The sequence below is a fragment of the Variovorax sp. Soil_C_19 genome, from assembly GCF_057657255.1.
In genome coordinates this window covers 20,785-37,773 of record NZ_JBDGIV010000005.1, presented here as the reverse complement: position 1 = coordinate 37,773, position 16,989 = coordinate 20,785, and the positions used below count along the sequence as shown (strand labels likewise).

Here is a 16,989-nt window from a genome sequence, read left to right as displayed (position 1 = left end):
TGGATGTGGGTTCTACGGCTGCTGCCACCGCAGCAAGCGTTTCTCCGCAAAGGCCAGCAGCGCATTGCTCACGAAGCCGATCAGCCCGAGCAGCACGATGCCGGCAAAGAGATCGCTCGCGCGAAAGGCGCGCGCCGCGAGAAGAATGGCCTGGCCGAGCCCGCTCTGCGAGGCGATCATCTCGCCCACCACGGCCACGATCAGCGCAATGGTCAGCGCGAGCCGCATGCCGGCCAGGATGTCGGGCAGGGCGTTGGGCAGGCCCACCTTCCAGACGAAGGCGGCGCGCGACATCTGCAGGCAGCGCGCCACCTCGGCGAGCCGCGGCTCCACCGCCGCGAAGCCGTGCACCGTGGCCAGCAGCACCGGCCACATCGCGCCGAAGGCCACGACGAACAGCACCATGTTCGGGTTCAGGCCGAAGATCGAGATCGCGAGCGGCAGCAGTGCCGAGGCCGGCAGCGGCCGCACGAACTCGAGCGTCGGCTGTACCCAGGCACGCACCGCGGGCGAGACGCCGATGGCCGCACCGAGCACCACGCCGAACAGCGACGCGAGCAGCCAGCCCTGCACCATGCGGCCCACCGTGGCTTGCGTGTAGGCGAGCAGTTCGCCGTTGCCGCCATCGCCCTTCAGGTTGAGCCCTTCGAGCAGGCTCGCGAAGGTGGCCTGCGGCGTCGGCAGGAACACGCGGCTCACCCAGCCCGCATTGCTCGCGATCCACCACAGCGCCACCAGCGCGCCGAACACGGCGAGCGGACCGAACCAGTCCGAGCCGGTTCGATGTTTCACTGCGCTCATGGCAGCACCCCCATGCGCCGCGCGACCGTGCGCTGCAGCAGCACCATGCCCGCATTGACCGCGAAGCCCACCACCCCGATCCAGCCCAGCCAGGCGATCATCAGCGCGGGATCGAAGCTCTGCTGCGCGATCATCATCGCGTAGCCCATGCCGTGCGGATTGGCCGCGATCTCGACCGTGACGGCCACCACCAGCGCCACCGCCACGCCGAGCCGCAGCGCGACGAAGAGCCGCGGCACGATCGCCGGCAGCACGATCTTGAAGGCGCGCTCGCGTGCCGAGAGCCCGAGCACGTGGCTCACCTCGAGCAGGCGCGGTTCGATTTGCTGCACGGCCGACTGCACCAGCACGAGCAGCGGCCAGAACGTGGCAAAGCCGACGATCGCCACTTCCATGCGCACGCCGAAGCCGAAGGCCAGCATCGCGAGCGGAATCAGCGCCACCGACGGCACTGGCCGCAGCACCTCGATCGACAGCGAGCCGAGCCGCGCCGCGCGGCGCGACAGGCCCAGCGCCAGCCCGAGCGCAATGCCGAGCACCGCGCCCAGCAGCAGCCCGAGCGCCGCGGTGCCGAGCGTGAAACCCGTGGCCTGCCAGAGCGAGCCGTCGAGCGCCGCGCCGACGAAGGCCTTCGCCGCTGCACTGGGGGGCGCGAGCGCATCGCTGCCCAGCGCCGCCGCGCGCCGCGCGTACCACTCGAAGGCGCCGATCAGCAGCGCCGGCAGCACCCACGGCCGGGCCCAGCGAAGCAGGCGCGGTTCAGTCATGACTTTGCTCGATGAAGGCGAACAGTTCGCGCCGCAGCCGCAGGTAGTCGGGGTGCTCCTTGGTCGTGAGCTGGTCGCGCGGGCGCGGGATCTTCACGTCGATCATGCGCGCGAGGCTTGGTCGTCCCGGCCCGGGATTGGCCTGCAGCGCGATCACGCGGTCGCCGAGGTAGATCGCCTCTTCGAGGTCATGCGTGACGAACAGCACCGTCAAGCCGTCGTCGCGCACCAGCCGGGCCAATTCGTCCTGCAGGCCCTGGCGCGTGAGCGCATCCAGTGCGCCGAAGGGCTCGTCCATCATCATGAGTTCGGGCTTCTGCGCCAGGCAGCGCGCGATCTGCGCGCGCTGCTGCATGCCGCCCGAAAGCTGCACCGGAAACTTCTGCGCATGCTTCGCCAGGCCCACCTTCGCGAGCACCTCGGCGATGCGCGGCGCACGCTCGGCTTTCGGCACGCCGGCCGCTTCGAGTGCAAGGCTCACGTTGCCTTCGACCGTGCGCCAGGGCAGCAGCGCGCGGCCGTAGTCCTGGAACACGAAGGCCACCTCGCGCGAGGGCGCCTCGACCGCCACGCCGTTGCGCCGCACCGCGCCCGCGCTCGCCGCCACCAGGCCGCTGGCCGCGCGCAGCAGCGTGGTCTTGCCGCAGCCGCTCGGGCCGACGATGCAGACGAACTCGCCGCGCGCCACGTCGAACGACGTGGGCGACAGGATCTCGCGCCCGCCGAGGCGGATCGCGACGCCGTCGAAGCGAAGAAAGTCGGCCCCGGCGCTCACTTGGCGATCAGCTTCGCGACGTCGATCGGGGTCCTGAGCATGTCCTGGTCCTTCATCAGGCCGACCCAGTAGCCCAGCTGCTTCTCGGTCACGGTCGGGCCGGGCGGCGAGATCTGGATCTTCGCGAGCACCTCGGGCGGCAGCTTGATGTACTTGCCGATGGCCGCGCGCACCTTGGCGTCGTTCTTCGGCTGCTGCATGAAGGTGGCGGCCTCGACCAGCGATTCGCGGAACGCGCGCGCCGCCGCCGGGTGCTTCTGCACCCACTCGCGCTTGGCCGCATGCACGATGGTCTGGTTGTTCTCGGGCAGGAAGGTCGAGTAATACGACGCCACGTAGCCCGCGCCGCTTTCGGTGATGCGGCTCATGAACGGATCGGCCGACACCACCGCGTCGACCGAGCCGCCGCGCAGCAGGTCGGCATGTTGCGGGAACGAGGCTTCGACGAAGTTGACCTTGCGGTGGTCCACGCCGCTGTCCTTGAGCCAGGCACGGAAGGTCACGTGCAGGAAGGCGCCGAGCCCCGGCACGCCGATCTTCTTGCCCACGCAGTCCTGCGGCGTCTTGATGTTCGAGCCTGCGCGCGCTACCAGCCCGAAGCCCGTGATGGTCTTCGACGTGAGGCCGCCGCCGGCCACGAGCACCAGGTCGAGCCCGCCGTCCACCGCCTGCAGGAACACCGAAGGCGTGGGCCCGCCGATCTGCAGCGAATCGGACTGCAGCGCCGCGGGAATGGTCGAGTTGAGCGGAATGAACTTGAGCGCCACATCGAGGTTGCGCTTCTTGAAGTAACCCTCTTCGGCGGCCACGAAGACCGAGGCGAAGTCGGACACGGCTGTGTAGCCGAACACGATCTTGGGGTTCTCCTGCGCGCGCGTAGGCAGCGCTGCGGCGGCCGATGCGGCGCCCAGCGCCGACAGCAGGGTGCGTCGATTCATCATTTCTTTTGTCTCCTTGAGGTTGTTTTCTTTGGGGTCGCCTTGGGTCGCGGCAGCGCTGCGCGCAGCCCGCCGACGATGAAGTTGACGAGCATCGGCGCCACGGCCGGATCGCTGCGCCGGTTCTCGCCCCGCGACAGCCGTTCGATGCGGGCGTCGCTCAGGTGGTGCAGCAGCGCACCGAGCGCGAACTGGTAGCCCCAGGCGGCCTGGCTGCGCGTGGCATGCGGCAGCGCGACGTGCAGCGCATCGATGTAGGCCTCGGCCAGCGGATCGAAGTAGCCGCGCAGCACGCGGTCGGCTTCCTCGGACGCGTGGTAGAGCTCGCGCGCCACCAGCAGCGCGTAGTACTCGCCCTCGGCGCTCGCGCGCAGCGCCAGCACGGGCGCGGTGAAGGCTTCGATGATGCGCGGCAGCGTGCGGGCGTCGTCGGGGTCGATGTCGACCGCCGCGAGCCCCGCAAGCCGCTCCTCGATGCTGTGGCTCCAGTGCTCGAAGATGGCATGGAAGAGTTCGTGCTTGGGACCGAAGTAATAGCCCACGAGCGCGAGCGGCACGGCGGCCTCTTCGGCGATCTGGCGGATCGTGACCGCGTGGTAGCCATGCTGCGCGAAGAGCTTCTCGGCGGCCAGCAGGATGGCCTGCCGGCGGTCGGGCCGCGGCGCCTCGGCGGCCGCGGGCGAGCGCTTGCGGGTGCTTCGCCGGGCGGTGGGGGTGCGCGCATCCATGGCCGGTATTGAACGCCTGTACAAAACTGTTGAACACACGTGCAAACCCTGAGGTCTATTCCTCTTGAGCCGCGCGTGGCGCGGCATTACGCTCGTGCCCATGCCTGCGCCCAACCTTCCCGCCCCCAACATCCCCCAGATCCGCCTGTACCAGAACTGGCTGCGCGACGAGCGCGGCCTCTCCTTCGACAGCTACGACGCGCTCTGGCGCTGGTCGGTGACCGACCTCGACGCGTTCTGGCAGAGCATCTGGGACTACATGGGCATGCACTCGCCCACGCCGCACACGGCAGTGCTGGCCAAGGCGCGCATGCCCGGCGCGATGTGGTTCCCGGGCGCCCAGGTCAACTACGTGCGCGAGGTGCTGCGCCATGCCGACGCGGCGCATGCGGCCGGCATGCCCGCGATCGTGAGCGACGACGAACTCGGCCGGGTGCGCGAGATGTCATGGCCCGAGCTGCGCCGGCAGGTGGCCTCGGTCGCGCTCACGCTGCGCGCGCTCGGCGTGCGGCGCGGTGACCGCGTGGCCGCCTACATGCCGAACGTGCCTGAGACCATGGTGGCCTTCCTCGCGTGCTCGAGCATCGGCGCGGTGTGGAGCGTGTGCGCGCCAGACATGGGGACGGTCGCGGTGGCCGACCGCTTCCGCCAGATCGAGCCCACGCTGCTGATCGCGGCCGACGGCGTGCACTACGGCGGCAAGCCGATCGACCGCAGCGCCGTGGTGCAGGAACTGCGCGACGCGCTGCCCAGCGTGCAGAAGCTGCTGCTGGTGCGCACGCCGCATGCCGCGCACCAGCTTGCGGCCAACGCCGACTGGCTGGACGCCATCGCGCGCGACGACGCCGAGGTGGCGGCCTTCGAGCCCGAGTGGCTGCCTTTCGACCATCCGATCTGGATCGTCTATTCGAGCGGCACCACCGGCCTGCCCAAGCCGATCGTGCACGGGCAGGGCGGCATCCTCCTCACGATGTACGCGTGCGGCCTGCACAACGACGTGGGCGCGAGCTACGGCGCCAACAACTTCGGCGAGCGCTTCCATTGGTACAGCTCGACCGGCTGGGTCATGTGGAACTGCCAGCTCGGGGGCCTGGCCTTCGGCGCGACCGCGGTCATCTACGACGGGCATCCGGCGGGCAGCAAGGAAAAGCCCGACTGGGCCGTGCTCTGGCGCTTCGTCGCCAAGCACCGCATCACCTTCTTCGGCGCGGGCGCGGCCTATTTCACGAATTGCATGAAGGCCGGCGTGGTGGCCGCCGACTGCGGCGATCTTTCGCGCGTGCGCGCGCTCGGCAGTACCGGCTCGCCGCTGTCGGAAGAGGTGCAGCGCTGGGGCACGCAGCAGATCCTCGGTGCGGGCGCGAAGGAGGTCTGGTGGTGCAACATCTCCGGCGGCACGGATTTCTGCGGCGCCTTCATCGGCGGCAACCGCGAACTGCCCGAGGTGCCCGGCCAGATGCAGTGCCGCGAACTCGGCCATGCCGTCGAAGCCTGGAACGAAGCGGGCGAGCCGGTCATTGGCGAAGTGGGGGAGCTGGTCTGCACGCAGCCGATCCCGTCGATGCCGCTGTGTTTCTGGGGCGACGAAGGCAACGCGCGCTACCTGTCGAGCTACTTCGATACCTACCCCGGGGTCTGGCGCCATGGCGACTGGATCAGGATCGGCGAGGACGGCGGCTGCATCATCTACGGCCGCAGCGACGCGACCATCAACCGGCAGGGCCTGCGCATGGGCACGAGCGAGATCTACAGCGCCGTCGAAGGCCTCGCCGAGGTGCTCGACTCGATGGTGGTCGACCTCGAATACCTCGGCCGCGACAGCTACATGCCGCTGTTCGTGGTGCTGCGGCCCGGTGTCGCGCTCGACGACGCGATGCGCACGAAGATTCACAACGCCATCAAGACCTCGCTCTCGCCGCGCTTCCTGCCGAACGACATCTTCCAGGTGGCCGAGATCCCGCGCACGCTCTCGGGCAAGAAGCAGGAACTGCCGATCAAGAAGCTGCTGCTCGGCCAGCCGATCGAAAAGGTGGTCAACCGCGAGGCCATGGCCAACCCCGGGTCGCTCGACTGGTTCGTTGCGTTCGCGGCGCAGCGGGCGTCCTCGTCCGCGGTGCAGGACGAAGCCTAGCTCGCGTCGTGAAAGATGATGCCGAGCGTGTGCCGCTGCCCCGAACGCACGCGGCTCACGCCATGGCGCATGGTCACGCGGTAGGTGCCGCGCGTGCCCGCCACCGGCCGCTGGTTGACGGCAAAGACCACGGCCTCGCCCTGCGCCAGCGCCACCACTTCGGCGCGTGACTGCATGCGCGGGCGCTGTTCGGTCAGCACGAACTCGCCGCCGCTGAAATCCTCGCCGGGCCGGCTCAGCAGCACGGTGAGCTGCAGCGGAAACTGCAGTTCGCCGTAAAGGTCCTGGTGCAGGCAGTTGTAGTCGCCCTCGCCGTAGCGCAGCAGCAGCGGCGTGGGGCGCAGCTGGCCGGCCGCATGGCAGCGCGCAAGGTAGTCGGCGTGGGCGGTGGGAAAGTCGGCCAGTTGCCCCATGGCCGAGCGCCACGCGTTCGCGAGCGGCACGAGCCGCGCATAGAGCGCGCTGCGCCATGCGGCCAGCATCGGCGGCAGCGGGTTCGCGAAGTACTGGTATTCGCCCTGGCCGAAACCGTGGCGCTGCATCACCACGCGGCTGCGGAAGCGACCCGGCTCGTCGTACATCGCGGCCAGCGTACGGCATTCGTCGGGGCCGAACAGCACACCGGTGTTGGCGCAGCCGCGCGCGGCGAGTTCGCTGTCGATGCGGGGCCAGTCGAGGGCGGCGACGGCGCGCGCAGGAGAAGAAGAAAAAGAAGTCTGCATGCCGCCAGTCTCGCGTGGAGGCGCTGGCGCTGCTGGCCGTTTCCGGACCTCGGTCTTCGGCGGTTTTCGGCCGGGTGGCTACAGCCAGGTGCCGCCGGTCGGCATCTGGATCGTCGTGGCGGGATCGCCGCTGCTGACGAGCGAATCGATCGCGATGCTCAGAATCGAAATGAAGATGCTCGCGAAGAACGCGGTCCAGAAGCCCGAGAGCTTGAACCCGCGCACCAGCGCGGCCACGAGCATGATCATCAGCGCGTTGATCACGAGCAGGAAGAGGCCCAGGGTCAGCAGCGTCAGCGGCAGCGTGAGCACGATCAGGAGCGGCTTGACGACCGCATTGGCCAGGCCCAGCAGCAGCGCCGAGACCACGAGCGCGGACGTGGTCTCGAACTTGAGCCCGCGAAAGATCAGGCTCGCCACCCACAGCGAGAGCGCCGTGATGGCCCAGTGCACGAGAAAGGGGACGAGGTTGTTCAGCATGGCGGGCGGTGGCAGGAGGAGGGCGGCCCATCATATCGGCCGCGCTCAGCGCTGGCTTGTCAGCCGCCGCGCCGCGCTTCGCTCAGCAGCCAGTCGCTGAAGTACTTGAGCAGCGGGCGCTGGTCGGCGCGCTCCGGCGTTACCAGGTAGTAGTTGCGCTCGCCCGAAAGCGGCCGCGCGCAGGCCACCACGAGTTCGCCGCGCGCGAGTTCGTCGGCCACCAGCATGGTCGGCATCAGCGCCACGCCGAGCCCGTGCGATGCCGCGGCCGCCAGGATGGAGAACAGCTCGTAGCGCGGCCCGCCGCGCGCGGTGGGTGCATCGATGCGCTGCGCGTCGAACCACTGCCGCCAGCCGTCGGGCCGCGTGCTCTGCTGCAGCAGCGGCATCTTCGCGATGGCCGCGGGCGCCACGGACCGGCCGCGCGGCAGCAGCGACGGGCTGCACACCGGCACCACGTCCTCGTGCATCAGCAGCAGCGCGCGCGTGCCGGCCCAGTTCTCGACCTGCGCCGGCGTGCCGGCGTAGAGGGCGGCATCGAACTCGGCATCGGCGAACAGAAAGGGCCGGGTGCGCGTCTCGATGTGCACCACCACGTCGGGCTGCAGCGCCGCGAAGCCCTTGAGGCGCGGCATCAGCCAGCGCGTGGCGAAGGTGGGCACGGCCGCGAGCGACAGCGAGCCGCCCTCGCCCTGGTGGGCCATGGCATCGAGCGTGTCGCGCTCCATCGCCTCGAGCCGCCGGGCGGTCTGGCGCGCGTAGGCCGCGCCGCTCGCGGTCAGTGCCACGCCATGGCGCGTGCGGCGGAACAGCGCCACGCCGAGGAAGGCCTCGAGCGTGCCGATCTGGCGCGATACCGCGCTCTGCGTGAGCGCGAGTTCCTGCGCAGCGCGGGTGTAGCTTTCATGGCGTGCCGCAGCATCGAAGCACACCAGGGTCTGCAGGGGCGGAATCTTGCGGCGCATGTATGCCGCGAGTGTATGACTGGAAACCTGCGGTTACCAGCGAGACGGCTTCACTAGATGCGCAAGATGTGCGTTGAACGCATATCTGGGTGAGGATTCATCGTTTGCGCCCAGCTTGCAGCGGGGCTAGGATCGGGCCATTCCCCCGTCTTTTCGCCTTTCCTTTTCTTCCCCCCTTTTCCGGAGACAGCCACATGGCCGCCAAAGCGCAATTCCATTGGGACGACCCCCTTCTTCTCGACCAGCAGCTGACCGACGAAGAACGCATGATCCGCGATGCGGCCAACGCCTACTGCCAGGAGCGCCTGGCGCCCCGCGTCATCGAAGGCTTCCGCAGCGGCGAGACCGACCCCGCCATCTTTCGCGAAATGGGTGCGCTCGGCCTGCTGGGCCCGACGATTCCCGAGCAGTACGGCGGCCCCGGCCTCAACTACGTGGCCTACGGCCTGATCGCGCGCGAAGTCGAGCGCGTCGATTCGGGCTACCGCTCGATGGCCAGCGTGCAGAGCTCGCTCGTGATGGTGCCGATCTTCGAATTCGGCACCGAAGGCCAGAAGCAGAAGTTCCTGCCCAAGCTCGCCACCGGCGAATGGATCGGCTGCTTCGGCCTGACCGAGCCCGACCACGGCTCCGACCCCGGCAGCATGGCCACGCGCGCCAAGAAGGTGCCGGGCGGCTATTCGCTCTCGGGCTCGAAGATGTGGATCAGCAACTCGCCGATCGCCGACGTGTTCGTGGTGTGGGCCAAGGAAGTCAGCGAGAGCGGCGCCGTCGGCCCGATCCGCGGCTTCGTGCTCGAGAAGGGCATGAAGGGCCTCAGCGCACCGGCGATCCACGGCAAGGTGGGCCTGCGCGCCAGCATCACCGGCGAGATCGTGATGGACGGCGTGTTCTGCCCCGAGGAGAACGCCTTTCCCGAAGTGCAGGGCCTGAAGGGTCCGTTCACCTGCCTCAACAGCGCGCGCTATGGCATCTCGTGGGGCGCGCTCGGCGCGGCCGAAGACTGCTGGCACCGCGCCCGCCAGTACACGCTCGACCGCAAGCAGTTCGGCCGCCCGCTCGCCGCGAACCAGCTGATCCAGAAGAAGCTCGCCGACATGCAGACCGAGATCACGCTCGGCCTGCAGGGCAGCCTGCGCCTCGGCCGCATGAAGGACGAGGGCACGGCCGCGGTCGAGATCACCTCGATCATGAAGCGCAACAACTGCGGCAAGGCGCTCGACATCGCGCGCCTGGCACGCGACATGATGGGCGGCAACGGCATCAGCGACGAGTTCGGCGTGGCACGCCACCTGGTCAACCTCGAGGTGGTCAACACCTACGAGGGCACGCACGACATCCACGCGCTGATCCTGGGCCGTGCGATCACGGGCATTGCCGCATTTTCAAACTGACCCGGCCGAACGACCGCATGACCCAACCCGCAGCGCTCGACGGCATCAAGGTGCTGGACCTGTCCCGCGTGCTCGCGGGCCCGTGGTGCACGCAGATCCTCGCGGACCTGGGCGCCGACGTCGTCAAGGTCGAGCGCCCCGGCGTGGGCGACGACACGCGCACCTGGGGCCCGCCGTTCGTCAAGGATGCGAACGGCAACGACACCGACCAGGCGAGCTACTTCACCGCCTGCAACCGCAACAAGCGCTCGGTCACGGTCGACATGGCCACGCCCGACGGGCAGGCGCTGCTCCGGCAGATGGCCTCGCAGGCCGACATCGTGGTGGAGAACTTCAAGACCGGCGGCCTCGCGCAGTACGGCCTCGACCACCACAGCCTGCGCGCGGCCAACCCGCGGCTCATCTACTGCAGCGTGACGGGCTTCGGCCACGACGGCCCCTATGCCGAGCGCGCGGGCTACGACCTGATGATCCAGGCCATGACCGGCATGATGAGCATCACCGGACGTCCCGACGGCGAACCCGGCGGCGGTCCGCTGCGCGTGGGCGTGGCACTCACCGACCTGTTCACCGGCGTCTACGCGAGCACCGCGATCCTCGCGGCGCTGCAGGTGCGCGACCGCACGGGCGAAGGCCAGCACATCGACATGGCGCTGCTCGACGTCGGCATGGCGATCCTCGCCAACCAGGCGAGCGCGTTCCTCAACACCGGCCATGCACCCGAGCGCCAGGGCAACACCCACCCGAGCCTCGCGCCCTACCAGGACTTCCCGACGGCCGACGGCGCGATGCTGCTGGCCGTCGGCAACAACGGCCAGTTCGCGCGCTTCTGCGAGGCGGCCGGCCATGCCGAATGGGCGGCCGACGCGCGCTTTGCCACCAACACGCTGCGCGTGAAGCACCGCGGCGTGCTCATACCGATGATGGAGGCGCTCACGCGCACGCGCAGCACCGCCGACTGGGTCGCGCTGCTCGAGGACAAGGCCGTGCCCTGCGGCCCCATCAACGACATCGCACAGGCCTTCGACGATGCGCAGGTGAAGGCGCGCGGGCTGGCCGTCACGCTACCGCGCGACGCGGGCGACGGCATCGCGAGCATCACCGGCGTGGCGAGCCCGCTGCGCCTTTCGGCCACGCCGCCCGTGCTGCGGCATGCGCCGCCGGCGCTCGGGCAGCACACGCGCGAGGTGCTGGCCGAGTTCGGTGTCGACGCTGCGCGCTTCGAGGCATTGCGCGCGGCCGGGGTGGTCTGACACACTGGCGGGCATGGTCACCCGCCCGCCGCCGAATCCGCCCGCCGCACCGTTCGCGCTGCTGCGCATCGACCACATCGTGCTGCGCGTGCGCGACACCGAGCGCGCCATGGGCTTCTACTGCGGCGTGCTCGGCTGCACCGTCGAGAAGCGCCGGGACGACCTCGGCCTCGTGCACCTGCGCGCCGGTGCGAGCCTGATCGACCTGGTCTCGCACGACGGCCGGCTCGGCCGGCAGGGCGGCGCGCTCGCGGGGCCCGAGGGGCGCAACGTCGATCACCTGTGCCTGAGCATCGAGCCCTTCGACGAAGCGGCCATCCGCGCGCTGATGGCGCAGCACGGCGTGCCGGTGAACGGCGAGGTGCAGAACAACTTCGGTGCCGAGGGCGACGGGCCCTCGATCTACGTCACCGATCCGGACGGCAACGGCGTCGAGCTGAAGGGGCTCGCCTGATCTGCGGTGCTCGGCGAACGCTGAGCACCGAGCGCGCTCAGCCCGCGCGCCCGATGATCGCGACCGCGAACACCGCCACGCCGAGCGCGAGGTTCAGGCTCACGAGCATGCGCACCGAGCCGAGCCGCGCGGCGGCCTCGGGCCACGCGCTCTGCGCGACCGCGCGGCGCAGCGCCGGGAACACCGCGGCGCGGATGTAGACGTAGACGCCGGCCATGACGAGCGCGATGCCCATCATCGCCTGGACACGCCAATGCACGCCGCGGAAGCCGCCCGTCAGCATGATCATCGCGAAGCCGCTCGCGAACAGCAGCGTGACGGCGGCGTCGACGCCGACGAAGAAGCGCCGCAGCGCCGCAGCCATCGTGGGCAGGCGCAGCGGCGGCTCGAGCGTGGCGGCCACGGCGGGGCGCACGGCAAAGTGCAGGGTGGCCATGCCGCCGACCCAGAAGGCGGCCGCGAGCAGGTGGATGAGAAGCAGGATGACGTAGGGCATGGGTGCCGATCAGAACACCGAAAGGTGCCCGCACGCAATGTTTCGCGCCTTGGGTTAAAACGCCGTCCTCCCCTTCTCAGAAAGCCGAGAGACGACATGACCCGTACCGTCACCCAGAAACGCGCCGATTTCCGCGCGCTCCACGAACAAGGCTGTTTCATCCTTCCGAACCCCTGGGACGCGGGCAGCGCGCGCTACCTGCAGGGGCTGGGCTTCAAGGCGCTGGCCACCACCAGCTCGGGGCATGCGTGGTCGCAAGGCCTGGCCGACGGTGCCGAGACGCGCGACGTTGTGCTCGCCCACCTGCGCGAGATCGTGGCGGCCACCGACCTGCCGGTCAACGCCGACTTCGAGAACGGGTTCGGGCGCGACGCCGACGGCGTGGCCGAGAGCGTGCGGCTCGCGGTCGAGACCGGCGTGGCGGGCCTCTCGATCGAGGATTCGACCGGCGATGCCGCCGACCCGCTGTTCGCGATCGATGTCGCCGTGGCGCGCCTGCGTGCTGCGCGCCAGGCCATCGATGCGGCCGGCGGAGACACGCTGCTCGTGGGGCGTGCAGAGAACTTCATCGTCGGGCGGCCCGACCTCGACGACACCATCGCGCGCCTGAAGGCCTACGACGCGGCCGGCGCCGACTGCCTCTATGCGCCGGCGATCCGCACGCGCGAGCAGATCGCGGCGGTGGTCGCCGCGGTTTCGCCCAAGCCGATCAACCTGCTGATCGGCTGGTCGAGCGAGCTCACGCTGCAGGACGCGGCTGCGCTCGGCGTGCGCCGCATCAGCGTGGGCGGCGCGCTGGCCCGCGCGGCCTGGGGCGGCTTCGACCGGGCGGCGCGCGCCATGGCCGGCGAAGGGCGCTTCGACTTCGAAGGCGCCGCTTCCGGTGCCGAGCTCAACAAGTTTTTTGGGCCGTCCGCCGCATAGGCCTGCGCGCATGGCCGGTCGCCGCATCGAGGTGCTGCTCGCGGAGATCCGCGCCTGCAGCGCCTGCGAGGCCCACCTGCCGCTCGGCCCGCGGCCGGTGCTGCAGGCGAGCGCAGGCGCGCGGCTGTTGATCGTCGGCCAGGCACCGAGCGCGACGGTGCATGCCACCGGCGTGCCGTGGGACGACCGAAGCGGCGAGCAGCTTCGCCGCTGGCTCGGCATCGACCGCGACATGTTCTACGACGCATCGCGCGTCGCGATCATGCCGATGGGCTACTGCTACCCGGGCCGCGGCGCAAGCGGCGACCTGCCGCCGCGCCGCGAATGCGCCGCACTCTGGCACGAGCGACTGCTTGCGCAGATGCCGCAGATCGCGCTGACGCTGCTCGTCGGCCAGTATGCGCAGCGCCACTTTCTCGGCGCTGCACGCAAGGCCGGGCTCACCGAGACCGTGCAGGCTTTCGAGGACTACGCGCCGCGCTTCATACCGCTGCCGCATCCGTCGCCACGCAACACCGGATGGTTCAAGCACCACCCGTGGTTCGAGCGCGACGTGCTGCCGGTGCTGCGCGAGCGCGTGAGTGCGGCTCTCGCTGCCTAGGTCGAACTGCGCGCCGCGGGCCGACGCGGCGGCCGGGCCTCGAGCACGAGTTCGGCTGGCAGCGTGTCGTTCCACGATTCGGTGAAGTAGGCACGGTCGCTCGGCACGAGCCGTGGCAACGCCTCGCGCAAATGCGCCAGCGAGCGTTCGGCCGCCTCCAGATCGCCCGCATGCGCCGCATACCAGGCATGTTCGAACAACAGGCTGCCATGCTGCAGGCCCGGGTAGCGCCGGCGACCGGTCTGGTGGTCGGCGAGCCGGGCCGCGGCCACGTCGGCCCAGCGCGCAGGCCAGTGCGTGGGGCTGTCGAAGGCATCGGCGAGCGGTCCGGCCAGCGCCGAGACCGCGGCCGGATCGAGCGGCACCTGGGCGCGGAACTGCGCGAGCGAGGGCTGCCGCCCGGCGCTGCAGTGGCCGCGCGCGATGCGCATCAGGTAGATCGCATTCCAGGCCGAGCGGCCCTGGCCGTCGGTGTGGCCGCAGAGCCATTCGCTGAACGCGATCCACTGCACTGCGCGGCGCGTGGTGTCGGCGTGGCCGTCGTGCGCGAGCGCCGGCAGGTCGGAGAGTCCCACGCGGTCGAACAGCCAGGCCGCCATGCCCATGTTCGCGGCCACGTGCTGGGCCGCATCGAAGGAGTGAGATTCGAAGGCGGCCGCCAGCGCCTCGCCGAAGCGCCGCAGCGATTCCTCGGCGAGCGCCGCAGCGGCCTGCGGCTCGTCGGCCGCCATCCCAAGGGCGCGCGAGCGGCACACCAGCGCCCAGAGATTGCACCATTCGAAGCGCACGTCGGGATGGTGGCGCAGCACCAGCGCCCGCGCGGTGTCGCCCGCCATGCCGCCGAGCAGCGACTCGGCGAGCGGCAGGTCGCGTGCCGTGTAGGCGCACCAGGCCGAGACGATGCATTCCATCGCGCCAAGATAGTCGTTGCCCGCCACATGGTGGGCGAGGCGCTGTTTCTTCAGTGCCTGCAGCCGGCGTCGCGCCTGCTCGTTGTCGCCGAGGCGGCGCCACAGCATCGCCTCGTTGAGCGTGACGAGCGCGCGCTGGAAATCGGTGGCGGCCAGGCCGCCGGCCAGGCGGATCGATTCGAGCGCGCTCGCCGGCTGCGGGCCCGCCGCACCGCCGCCACCGTCGCCTGCCACGGGCGCCATGAGCCGGCCCTGGCGCGCGGCCTGCTGCGCGGCGACCAGCTGTTTCCAGAAGGCGGCGTCCTGCAGGTGCACCGCGTCGGGCGGTGCCGAGCCGGTCTCGGCCGCCGGGCGCCGCCGCGTGCGCAGGCCCAGGAACGAAGACACCTCTGCGGCCGTGGCGGCACGGCCGCCGACCTGCAGGCGCACCCGCGCGGCCTCGCCGGCGGGCAGCCAGAACGGGCCCTGACTGCGCCGCTCGGCGTTGAGGAAGCGCGGCTCGCGCTGCGTGTCCTCGCCCCAGCCGACGTCGAGCTGCCAGGCCTTGAAATCGCGGAACGCACGGCTCACGACCATGCGCAGCGTGCTCGCGTCGGACACCTCGCCGCGCAGGTCGGCCAGGCGCACCAGCCCGCCCTCGGTATCGTGCGCATGCTTCATGCGCGCGACGAGCCAGAGCGACTGGAACGCCGCACGCCGGCCGTCGACGGTCTGCGGCGAGGTGAGCTCAATGGAAAGCGGAGGAAGGGAGGCTGCGGTGGAGGGGGGCACGCCCCGGATTGAACCTCAAATTCAGCGGTAGCGATCCATCAGGGCCGGCAATTCGCTGCGCCCGATGCCCAGGTCGCGCAGCTCGTGGTCGCTCATCGACCGCAGATGGCGCTGCGCATCGCGCGCACGGCGGCCGTTCACCACGCGGCGGCGCCAGCCGCCGAGGGCATGGATCAGGCGTTGATGAAAGGACGATGGCTTGGGCGCGGTCACGATGGGCTCCTTGGTTGGAGCGCCGATCTTCTGGTGTCGCGTGCTATTGTGGAAGTTGAGAATGCTGACGGCACCGATCAGGGTTGCTGATATGACGACCCAACCGCTCCACCCATGCGACACCTCAACCTCGACCAGTTGCGCACGCTCATTGCCATCGCCGATCTCGGCAGCTTCTCGGCCGCCGCCAAGGCGCTGCACCTTGCGCAGCCGACCGTGAGCCTGCACATCAGCGAACTCGAGTCGCGCCTCGGCGCGTCGCTGGTGGTGCGCGGCAACCGCCGCATCGCGCCTACGGCGGCCGGCGCGGCGCTGGTCGAGCGCGGCCGCAAGCTGCTGCGCGACACCGACGATGCCATCGAGGCCGTCAAGCGGCAGGCCGAAGGCCGCGTGGGGCGCGTGCGGCTCGGCACGTCCACCGGCGTGCTCGTCGACCTGCTGCCGCAGGTGCTCGAAGCCTTGGGCGCAGAGCATTCGGGCATCGACGTGGAGGTGAGCATCCGCGGCTCCTTCGAGGCCATGGCGCGGCTGGCCGCGGGCACGCTGGACATCGGCCTGGTCGCGGTGCCGCAGCCGCCGATGAGCGGCATCGTCGTGACGCCCTGGTGCGAGCAGCCGATGATGGCCTTCGTGCCGCAGCGCTGGAAGGCGCCCCGGCGCGTGACGCCGGCCTGGCTCGCGGCGCAGCCGCTGATCTTCAACGAGGCGACCACGCACATGTACCGCCTCACGATGGAGTGGTTCGCCGCGGCCGGCTTCGCGCCGCGCGCGCGCATCGAGCTCAACTACGACGCCGCCATCCGCAGCCTGGTGTCGGCCGGCTATGGTGCCGCGCTGCTGCCGTTGCAGAAGAGCACCGACCTCCCGGGCAACGGGCGCGTGCAGATCCTTCCGGTGAGCCCGAAGCTCACGCGCCGCGTGGGCATTGCGCACCGCCAGCCGGCGATGCTCGACGGGGCCACCCGCAGCGTGCTGGAGGTGCTCACGTCGTTTCGCCAGGCCTGAGCCTGCCTTTCTTCAGCCGCCCGGCTTGCCGCGCGCGCCGAGCGAAAGGATCTCGTTGGCGTTGACGATGGCTGCGGCAATGTCTTCCATGGTGCTGCGCTTGCTCATGGCCTGTTCGCGGATAAGGTCGTGCGCCTGGCCCTCGGTCACGTCGTGCGTCTTCATGAGGATGGCCTTGGCTTCGGCGAGTTGACGCACGCCGAGCAGTTTGGCCTCGGTCTTGCGCAGGCGCCGCGTGAGCGAGCGGCTTTCCTTGTGCGCCTCGCGCGCGACCACCAGCGCCGACAGCAGGCCGAACGAGCGCACCGGCGAGGGCAGCACGGCCTTGGCGCGGATCTCGAGCACAGCCTCGACGATGGTCGGGTTCTCGTAGGTCACGACGGCGATCACCGCCGGGGCGTCGTCGCTCTGGGTCCATTCGAAGCGCAGGTTGATGAGGTCGGGCTGCACCGCCATGAAGGCCACGTCGATGCCCTCGGGCAGGTGCTGCATCGGTGGCCAGAAGGCCTGCACCTGGCAACCTATGCGCTGCAGTTGCTGGGTGAGCTGCCGCCCGTCGGCGTCGTCGGGGTGGATGACCGCGATCTTCAGCAGCCGCAGCTCCTTGAGCTGCGTCGGCGTCACCCGCAGGGTGTGTCGCTTGGGTGCCGTTGCGTCCAC

General features: G+C 70.1%; 19 protein-coding genes. 7 read left to right on the top strand and 12 right to left on the bottom strand.

Features of this window, described 5'->3' with window-relative positions; genetic code table 11:
* Positions 1 to 12: 12 nt before the first annotated feature.
* The 5 genes from AC3A6R_RS12345 to AC3A6R_RS12325 are packed head-to-tail and all read right to left on the bottom strand — an operon-like array spanning position 13 to position 4,009.
* Complete coding sequence (locus tag AC3A6R_RS12345) at positions 13 to 801, bottom strand: ABC transporter permease (protein WP_487864446.1); 789 nt, start codon at positions 799 to 801, stop codon at positions 13 to 15.
* Positions 798 to 1,568 carry an ABC transporter permease gene (locus AC3A6R_RS12340; protein ID WP_487864445.1) on the bottom strand — a complete coding sequence of 257 codons (771 nt, stop codon included), beginning with the start codon at positions 1,566 to 1,568 and terminating at the stop codon, positions 798 to 800. The genes AC3A6R_RS12345 and AC3A6R_RS12340 overlap by 4 nt, the downstream gene beginning before the upstream one ends.
* Positions 1,561 to 2,343 carry an ABC transporter ATP-binding protein gene (locus AC3A6R_RS12335; protein WP_487864444.1) on the bottom strand — a complete coding sequence of 261 codons (783 nt, stop codon included), beginning with the start codon at positions 2,341 to 2,343 and terminating at the stop codon, positions 1,561 to 1,563. The genes AC3A6R_RS12340 and AC3A6R_RS12335 overlap by 8 nt, the downstream gene beginning before the upstream one ends.
* Positions 2,340 to 3,284, bottom strand: a complete 945-nt coding sequence (locus AC3A6R_RS12330) for an ABC transporter substrate-binding protein (protein ID WP_487864443.1) — start codon at positions 3,282 to 3,284, stop codon at positions 2,340 to 2,342. Before AC3A6R_RS12330 ends, AC3A6R_RS12335 begins: the two co-directional genes overlap by 4 nt.
* Positions 3,281 to 4,009 (bottom strand): TetR/AcrR family transcriptional regulator, encoded by a 729-nt coding sequence (locus AC3A6R_RS12325; RefSeq protein WP_487860680.1) that lies wholly within the window; start codon positions 4,007 to 4,009, stop codon positions 3,281 to 3,283. The genes AC3A6R_RS12330 and AC3A6R_RS12325 overlap by 4 nt, the downstream gene beginning before the upstream one ends.
* A 100-nt stretch (positions 4,010 to 4,109) precedes the next feature.
* On the opposite strand from AC3A6R_RS12325, the gene AC3A6R_RS12320 reads away from it, so the two are divergent.
* On the top strand, positions 4,110 to 6,140 hold the full coding sequence (locus AC3A6R_RS12320) for an acetoacetate--CoA ligase (RefSeq protein ID WP_487864442.1): 2,031 nt from the start codon (positions 4,110 to 4,112) through the stop codon (positions 6,138 to 6,140).
* On the opposite strand, the gene AC3A6R_RS12315 is transcribed toward AC3A6R_RS12320, so the two are convergent.
* The 3 genes from AC3A6R_RS12315 to AC3A6R_RS12305 all read right to left on the bottom strand — a co-directional run bounded on the left by AC3A6R_RS12315 (position 6,137) and on the right by AC3A6R_RS12305 (position 8,307).
* Positions 6,137 to 6,862 (bottom strand): 2OG-Fe(II) oxygenase, encoded by a 726-nt coding sequence (locus AC3A6R_RS12315; protein ID WP_487864441.1) that lies wholly within the window; start codon positions 6,860 to 6,862, stop codon positions 6,137 to 6,139. The two genes, AC3A6R_RS12320 and AC3A6R_RS12315, sit on opposite strands and share 4 nt — an antisense overlap.
* A 78-nt stretch (positions 6,863 to 6,940) precedes the next feature.
* On the bottom strand, positions 6,941 to 7,342 hold the full coding sequence (locus tag AC3A6R_RS12310; protein WP_487864440.1) for a phage holin family protein: 402 nt from the start codon (positions 7,340 to 7,342) through the stop codon (positions 6,941 to 6,943).
* Positions 7,343 to 7,401: 59 nt separating this feature from the next.
* Positions 7,402 to 8,307: a LysR substrate-binding domain-containing protein gene (locus tag AC3A6R_RS12305; protein WP_487864439.1), complete on the bottom strand. Its 906-nt coding sequence runs from the start codon at positions 8,305 to 8,307 to the stop codon at positions 7,402 to 7,404.
* 194 nt (positions 8,308 to 8,501) lie between these two features.
* On the opposite strand from AC3A6R_RS12305, the gene AC3A6R_RS12300 reads away from it, so the two are divergent.
* From AC3A6R_RS12300 to AC3A6R_RS12290, 3 genes are read left to right on the top strand one after another with little or no spacing between them, the layout of a single operon-like run.
* On the top strand, positions 8,502 to 9,701 hold the full coding sequence (locus AC3A6R_RS12300) for an acyl-CoA dehydrogenase (RefSeq protein ID WP_487860675.1): 1,200 nt from the start codon (positions 8,502 to 8,504) through the stop codon (positions 9,699 to 9,701).
* Between the two features lie 17 nt (positions 9,702 to 9,718).
* The gene (locus tag AC3A6R_RS12295; protein WP_487864438.1) at positions 9,719 to 10,954 is read left to right on the top strand and encodes a CaiB/BaiF CoA transferase family protein; all 1,236 of its coding nucleotides are present in this window, start codon (positions 9,719 to 9,721) and stop codon (positions 10,952 to 10,954) included.
* A 13-nt stretch (positions 10,955 to 10,967) separates the two neighbouring features.
* The gene (locus AC3A6R_RS12290) at positions 10,968 to 11,408 is read left to right on the top strand and encodes a VOC family protein (RefSeq protein ID WP_487864437.1); all 441 of its coding nucleotides are present in this window, start codon (positions 10,968 to 10,970) and stop codon (positions 11,406 to 11,408) included.
* Between the two features lie 37 nt (positions 11,409 to 11,445).
* Here the strand turns inward: AC3A6R_RS12290 and AC3A6R_RS12285 are convergent, their stop codons facing one another.
* Complete coding sequence (locus tag AC3A6R_RS12285; RefSeq protein WP_487860672.1) at positions 11,446 to 11,904, bottom strand: CopD family protein; 459 nt, start codon at positions 11,902 to 11,904, stop codon at positions 11,446 to 11,448.
* A 96-nt stretch (positions 11,905 to 12,000) separates the two neighbouring features.
* Between AC3A6R_RS12285 and AC3A6R_RS12280 the strand changes: the two genes are divergently transcribed.
* The gene (locus AC3A6R_RS12280) at positions 12,001 to 12,828 is read left to right on the top strand and encodes an isocitrate lyase/PEP mutase family protein (RefSeq protein WP_487860671.1); all 828 of its coding nucleotides are present in this window, start codon (positions 12,001 to 12,003) and stop codon (positions 12,826 to 12,828) included.
* 10 nt (positions 12,829 to 12,838) lie between these two features.
* The gene (locus tag AC3A6R_RS12275; RefSeq protein ID WP_487864436.1) at positions 12,839 to 13,429 is read left to right on the top strand and encodes a uracil-DNA glycosylase family protein; all 591 of its coding nucleotides are present in this window, start codon (positions 12,839 to 12,841) and stop codon (positions 13,427 to 13,429) included.
* On the opposite strand, the gene AC3A6R_RS12270 is transcribed toward AC3A6R_RS12275, so the two are convergent.
* Both AC3A6R_RS12270 and AC3A6R_RS12265 read right to left on the bottom strand, forming a co-directional pair.
* The gene (locus tag AC3A6R_RS12270; protein WP_487864435.1) at positions 13,426 to 15,111 is read right to left on the bottom strand and encodes a hypothetical protein; all 1,686 of its coding nucleotides are present in this window, start codon (positions 15,109 to 15,111) and stop codon (positions 13,426 to 13,428) included. The two genes, AC3A6R_RS12275 and AC3A6R_RS12270, sit on opposite strands and share 4 nt — an antisense overlap.
* Before the next feature lie 21 nt (positions 15,112 to 15,132).
* Entirely contained in the window at positions 15,133 to 15,324 is a 192-nt protein-coding gene (locus AC3A6R_RS12265) for a YjiS-like domain-containing protein (RefSeq protein ID WP_487860668.1), read from the bottom strand.
* Between the two features lie 114 nt (positions 15,325 to 15,438).
* Between AC3A6R_RS12265 and AC3A6R_RS12260 the strand changes: the two genes are divergently transcribed.
* Positions 15,439 to 16,329 carry a LysR family transcriptional regulator gene (locus AC3A6R_RS12260; protein WP_487864434.1) on the top strand — a complete coding sequence of 297 codons (891 nt, stop codon included), beginning with the start codon at positions 15,439 to 15,441 and terminating at the stop codon, positions 16,327 to 16,329.
* Between the two features lie 12 nt (positions 16,330 to 16,341).
* Here AC3A6R_RS12260 and AC3A6R_RS12255 read toward each other — a convergent pair whose 3' ends face one another.
* Positions 16,342 to 16,989, bottom strand: a complete 648-nt coding sequence (locus AC3A6R_RS12255; protein ID WP_487860666.1) for an ANTAR domain-containing response regulator — start codon at positions 16,987 to 16,989, stop codon at positions 16,342 to 16,344.

Excerpts from the sequence above, each read along its gene's own strand:
- AC3A6R_RS12345 (WP_487864446.1), bottom strand. The coding sequence starts at position 801 with ATGAGCGCAGTGAAACATCGAACCGGCTCGGACTGGTTCGGTCCGCTC.
- AC3A6R_RS12340 (WP_487864445.1), bottom strand. The coding sequence starts at position 1,568 with ATGACTGAACCGCGCCTGCTTCGCTGGGCCCGGCCGTGGGTGCTGCCG.
- AC3A6R_RS12330 (WP_487864443.1), bottom strand. The coding sequence starts at position 3,284 with ATGATGAATCGACGCACCCTGCTGTCGGCGCTGGGCGCCGCATCGGCC.
- AC3A6R_RS12325 (WP_487860680.1), bottom strand. The coding sequence starts at position 4,009 with ATGGATGCGCGCACCCCCACCGCCCGGCGAAGCACCCGCAAGCGCTCG.
- AC3A6R_RS12320 (WP_487864442.1), top strand. The coding sequence starts at position 4,110 with ATGCCTGCGCCCAACCTTCCCGCCCCCAACATCCCCCAGATCCGCCTG.
- AC3A6R_RS12315 (WP_487864441.1), bottom strand. The coding sequence starts at position 6,862 with ATGCAGACTTCTTTTTCTTCTTCTCCTGCGCGCGCCGTCGCCGCCCTC.
- AC3A6R_RS12310 (WP_487864440.1), bottom strand. The coding sequence starts at position 7,342 with ATGCTGAACAACCTCGTCCCCTTTCTCGTGCACTGGGCCATCACGGCG.
- AC3A6R_RS12305 (WP_487864439.1), bottom strand. The coding sequence starts at position 8,307 with ATGCGCCGCAAGATTCCGCCCCTGCAGACCCTGGTGTGCTTCGATGCT.
- AC3A6R_RS12300 (WP_487860675.1), top strand. The coding sequence starts at position 8,502 with ATGGCCGCCAAAGCGCAATTCCATTGGGACGACCCCCTTCTTCTCGAC.
- AC3A6R_RS12295 (WP_487864438.1), top strand. The coding sequence starts at position 9,719 with ATGACCCAACCCGCAGCGCTCGACGGCATCAAGGTGCTGGACCTGTCC.
- AC3A6R_RS12290 (WP_487864437.1), top strand. The coding sequence starts at position 10,968 with ATGGTCACCCGCCCGCCGCCGAATCCGCCCGCCGCACCGTTCGCGCTG.
- AC3A6R_RS12285 (WP_487860672.1), bottom strand. The coding sequence starts at position 11,904 with ATGCCCTACGTCATCCTGCTTCTCATCCACCTGCTCGCGGCCGCCTTC.
- AC3A6R_RS12280 (WP_487860671.1), top strand. The coding sequence starts at position 12,001 with ATGACCCGTACCGTCACCCAGAAACGCGCCGATTTCCGCGCGCTCCAC.
- AC3A6R_RS12275 (WP_487864436.1), top strand. The coding sequence starts at position 12,839 with ATGGCCGGTCGCCGCATCGAGGTGCTGCTCGCGGAGATCCGCGCCTGC.
- AC3A6R_RS12260 (WP_487864434.1), top strand. The coding sequence starts at position 15,439 with ATGCGACACCTCAACCTCGACCAGTTGCGCACGCTCATTGCCATCGCC.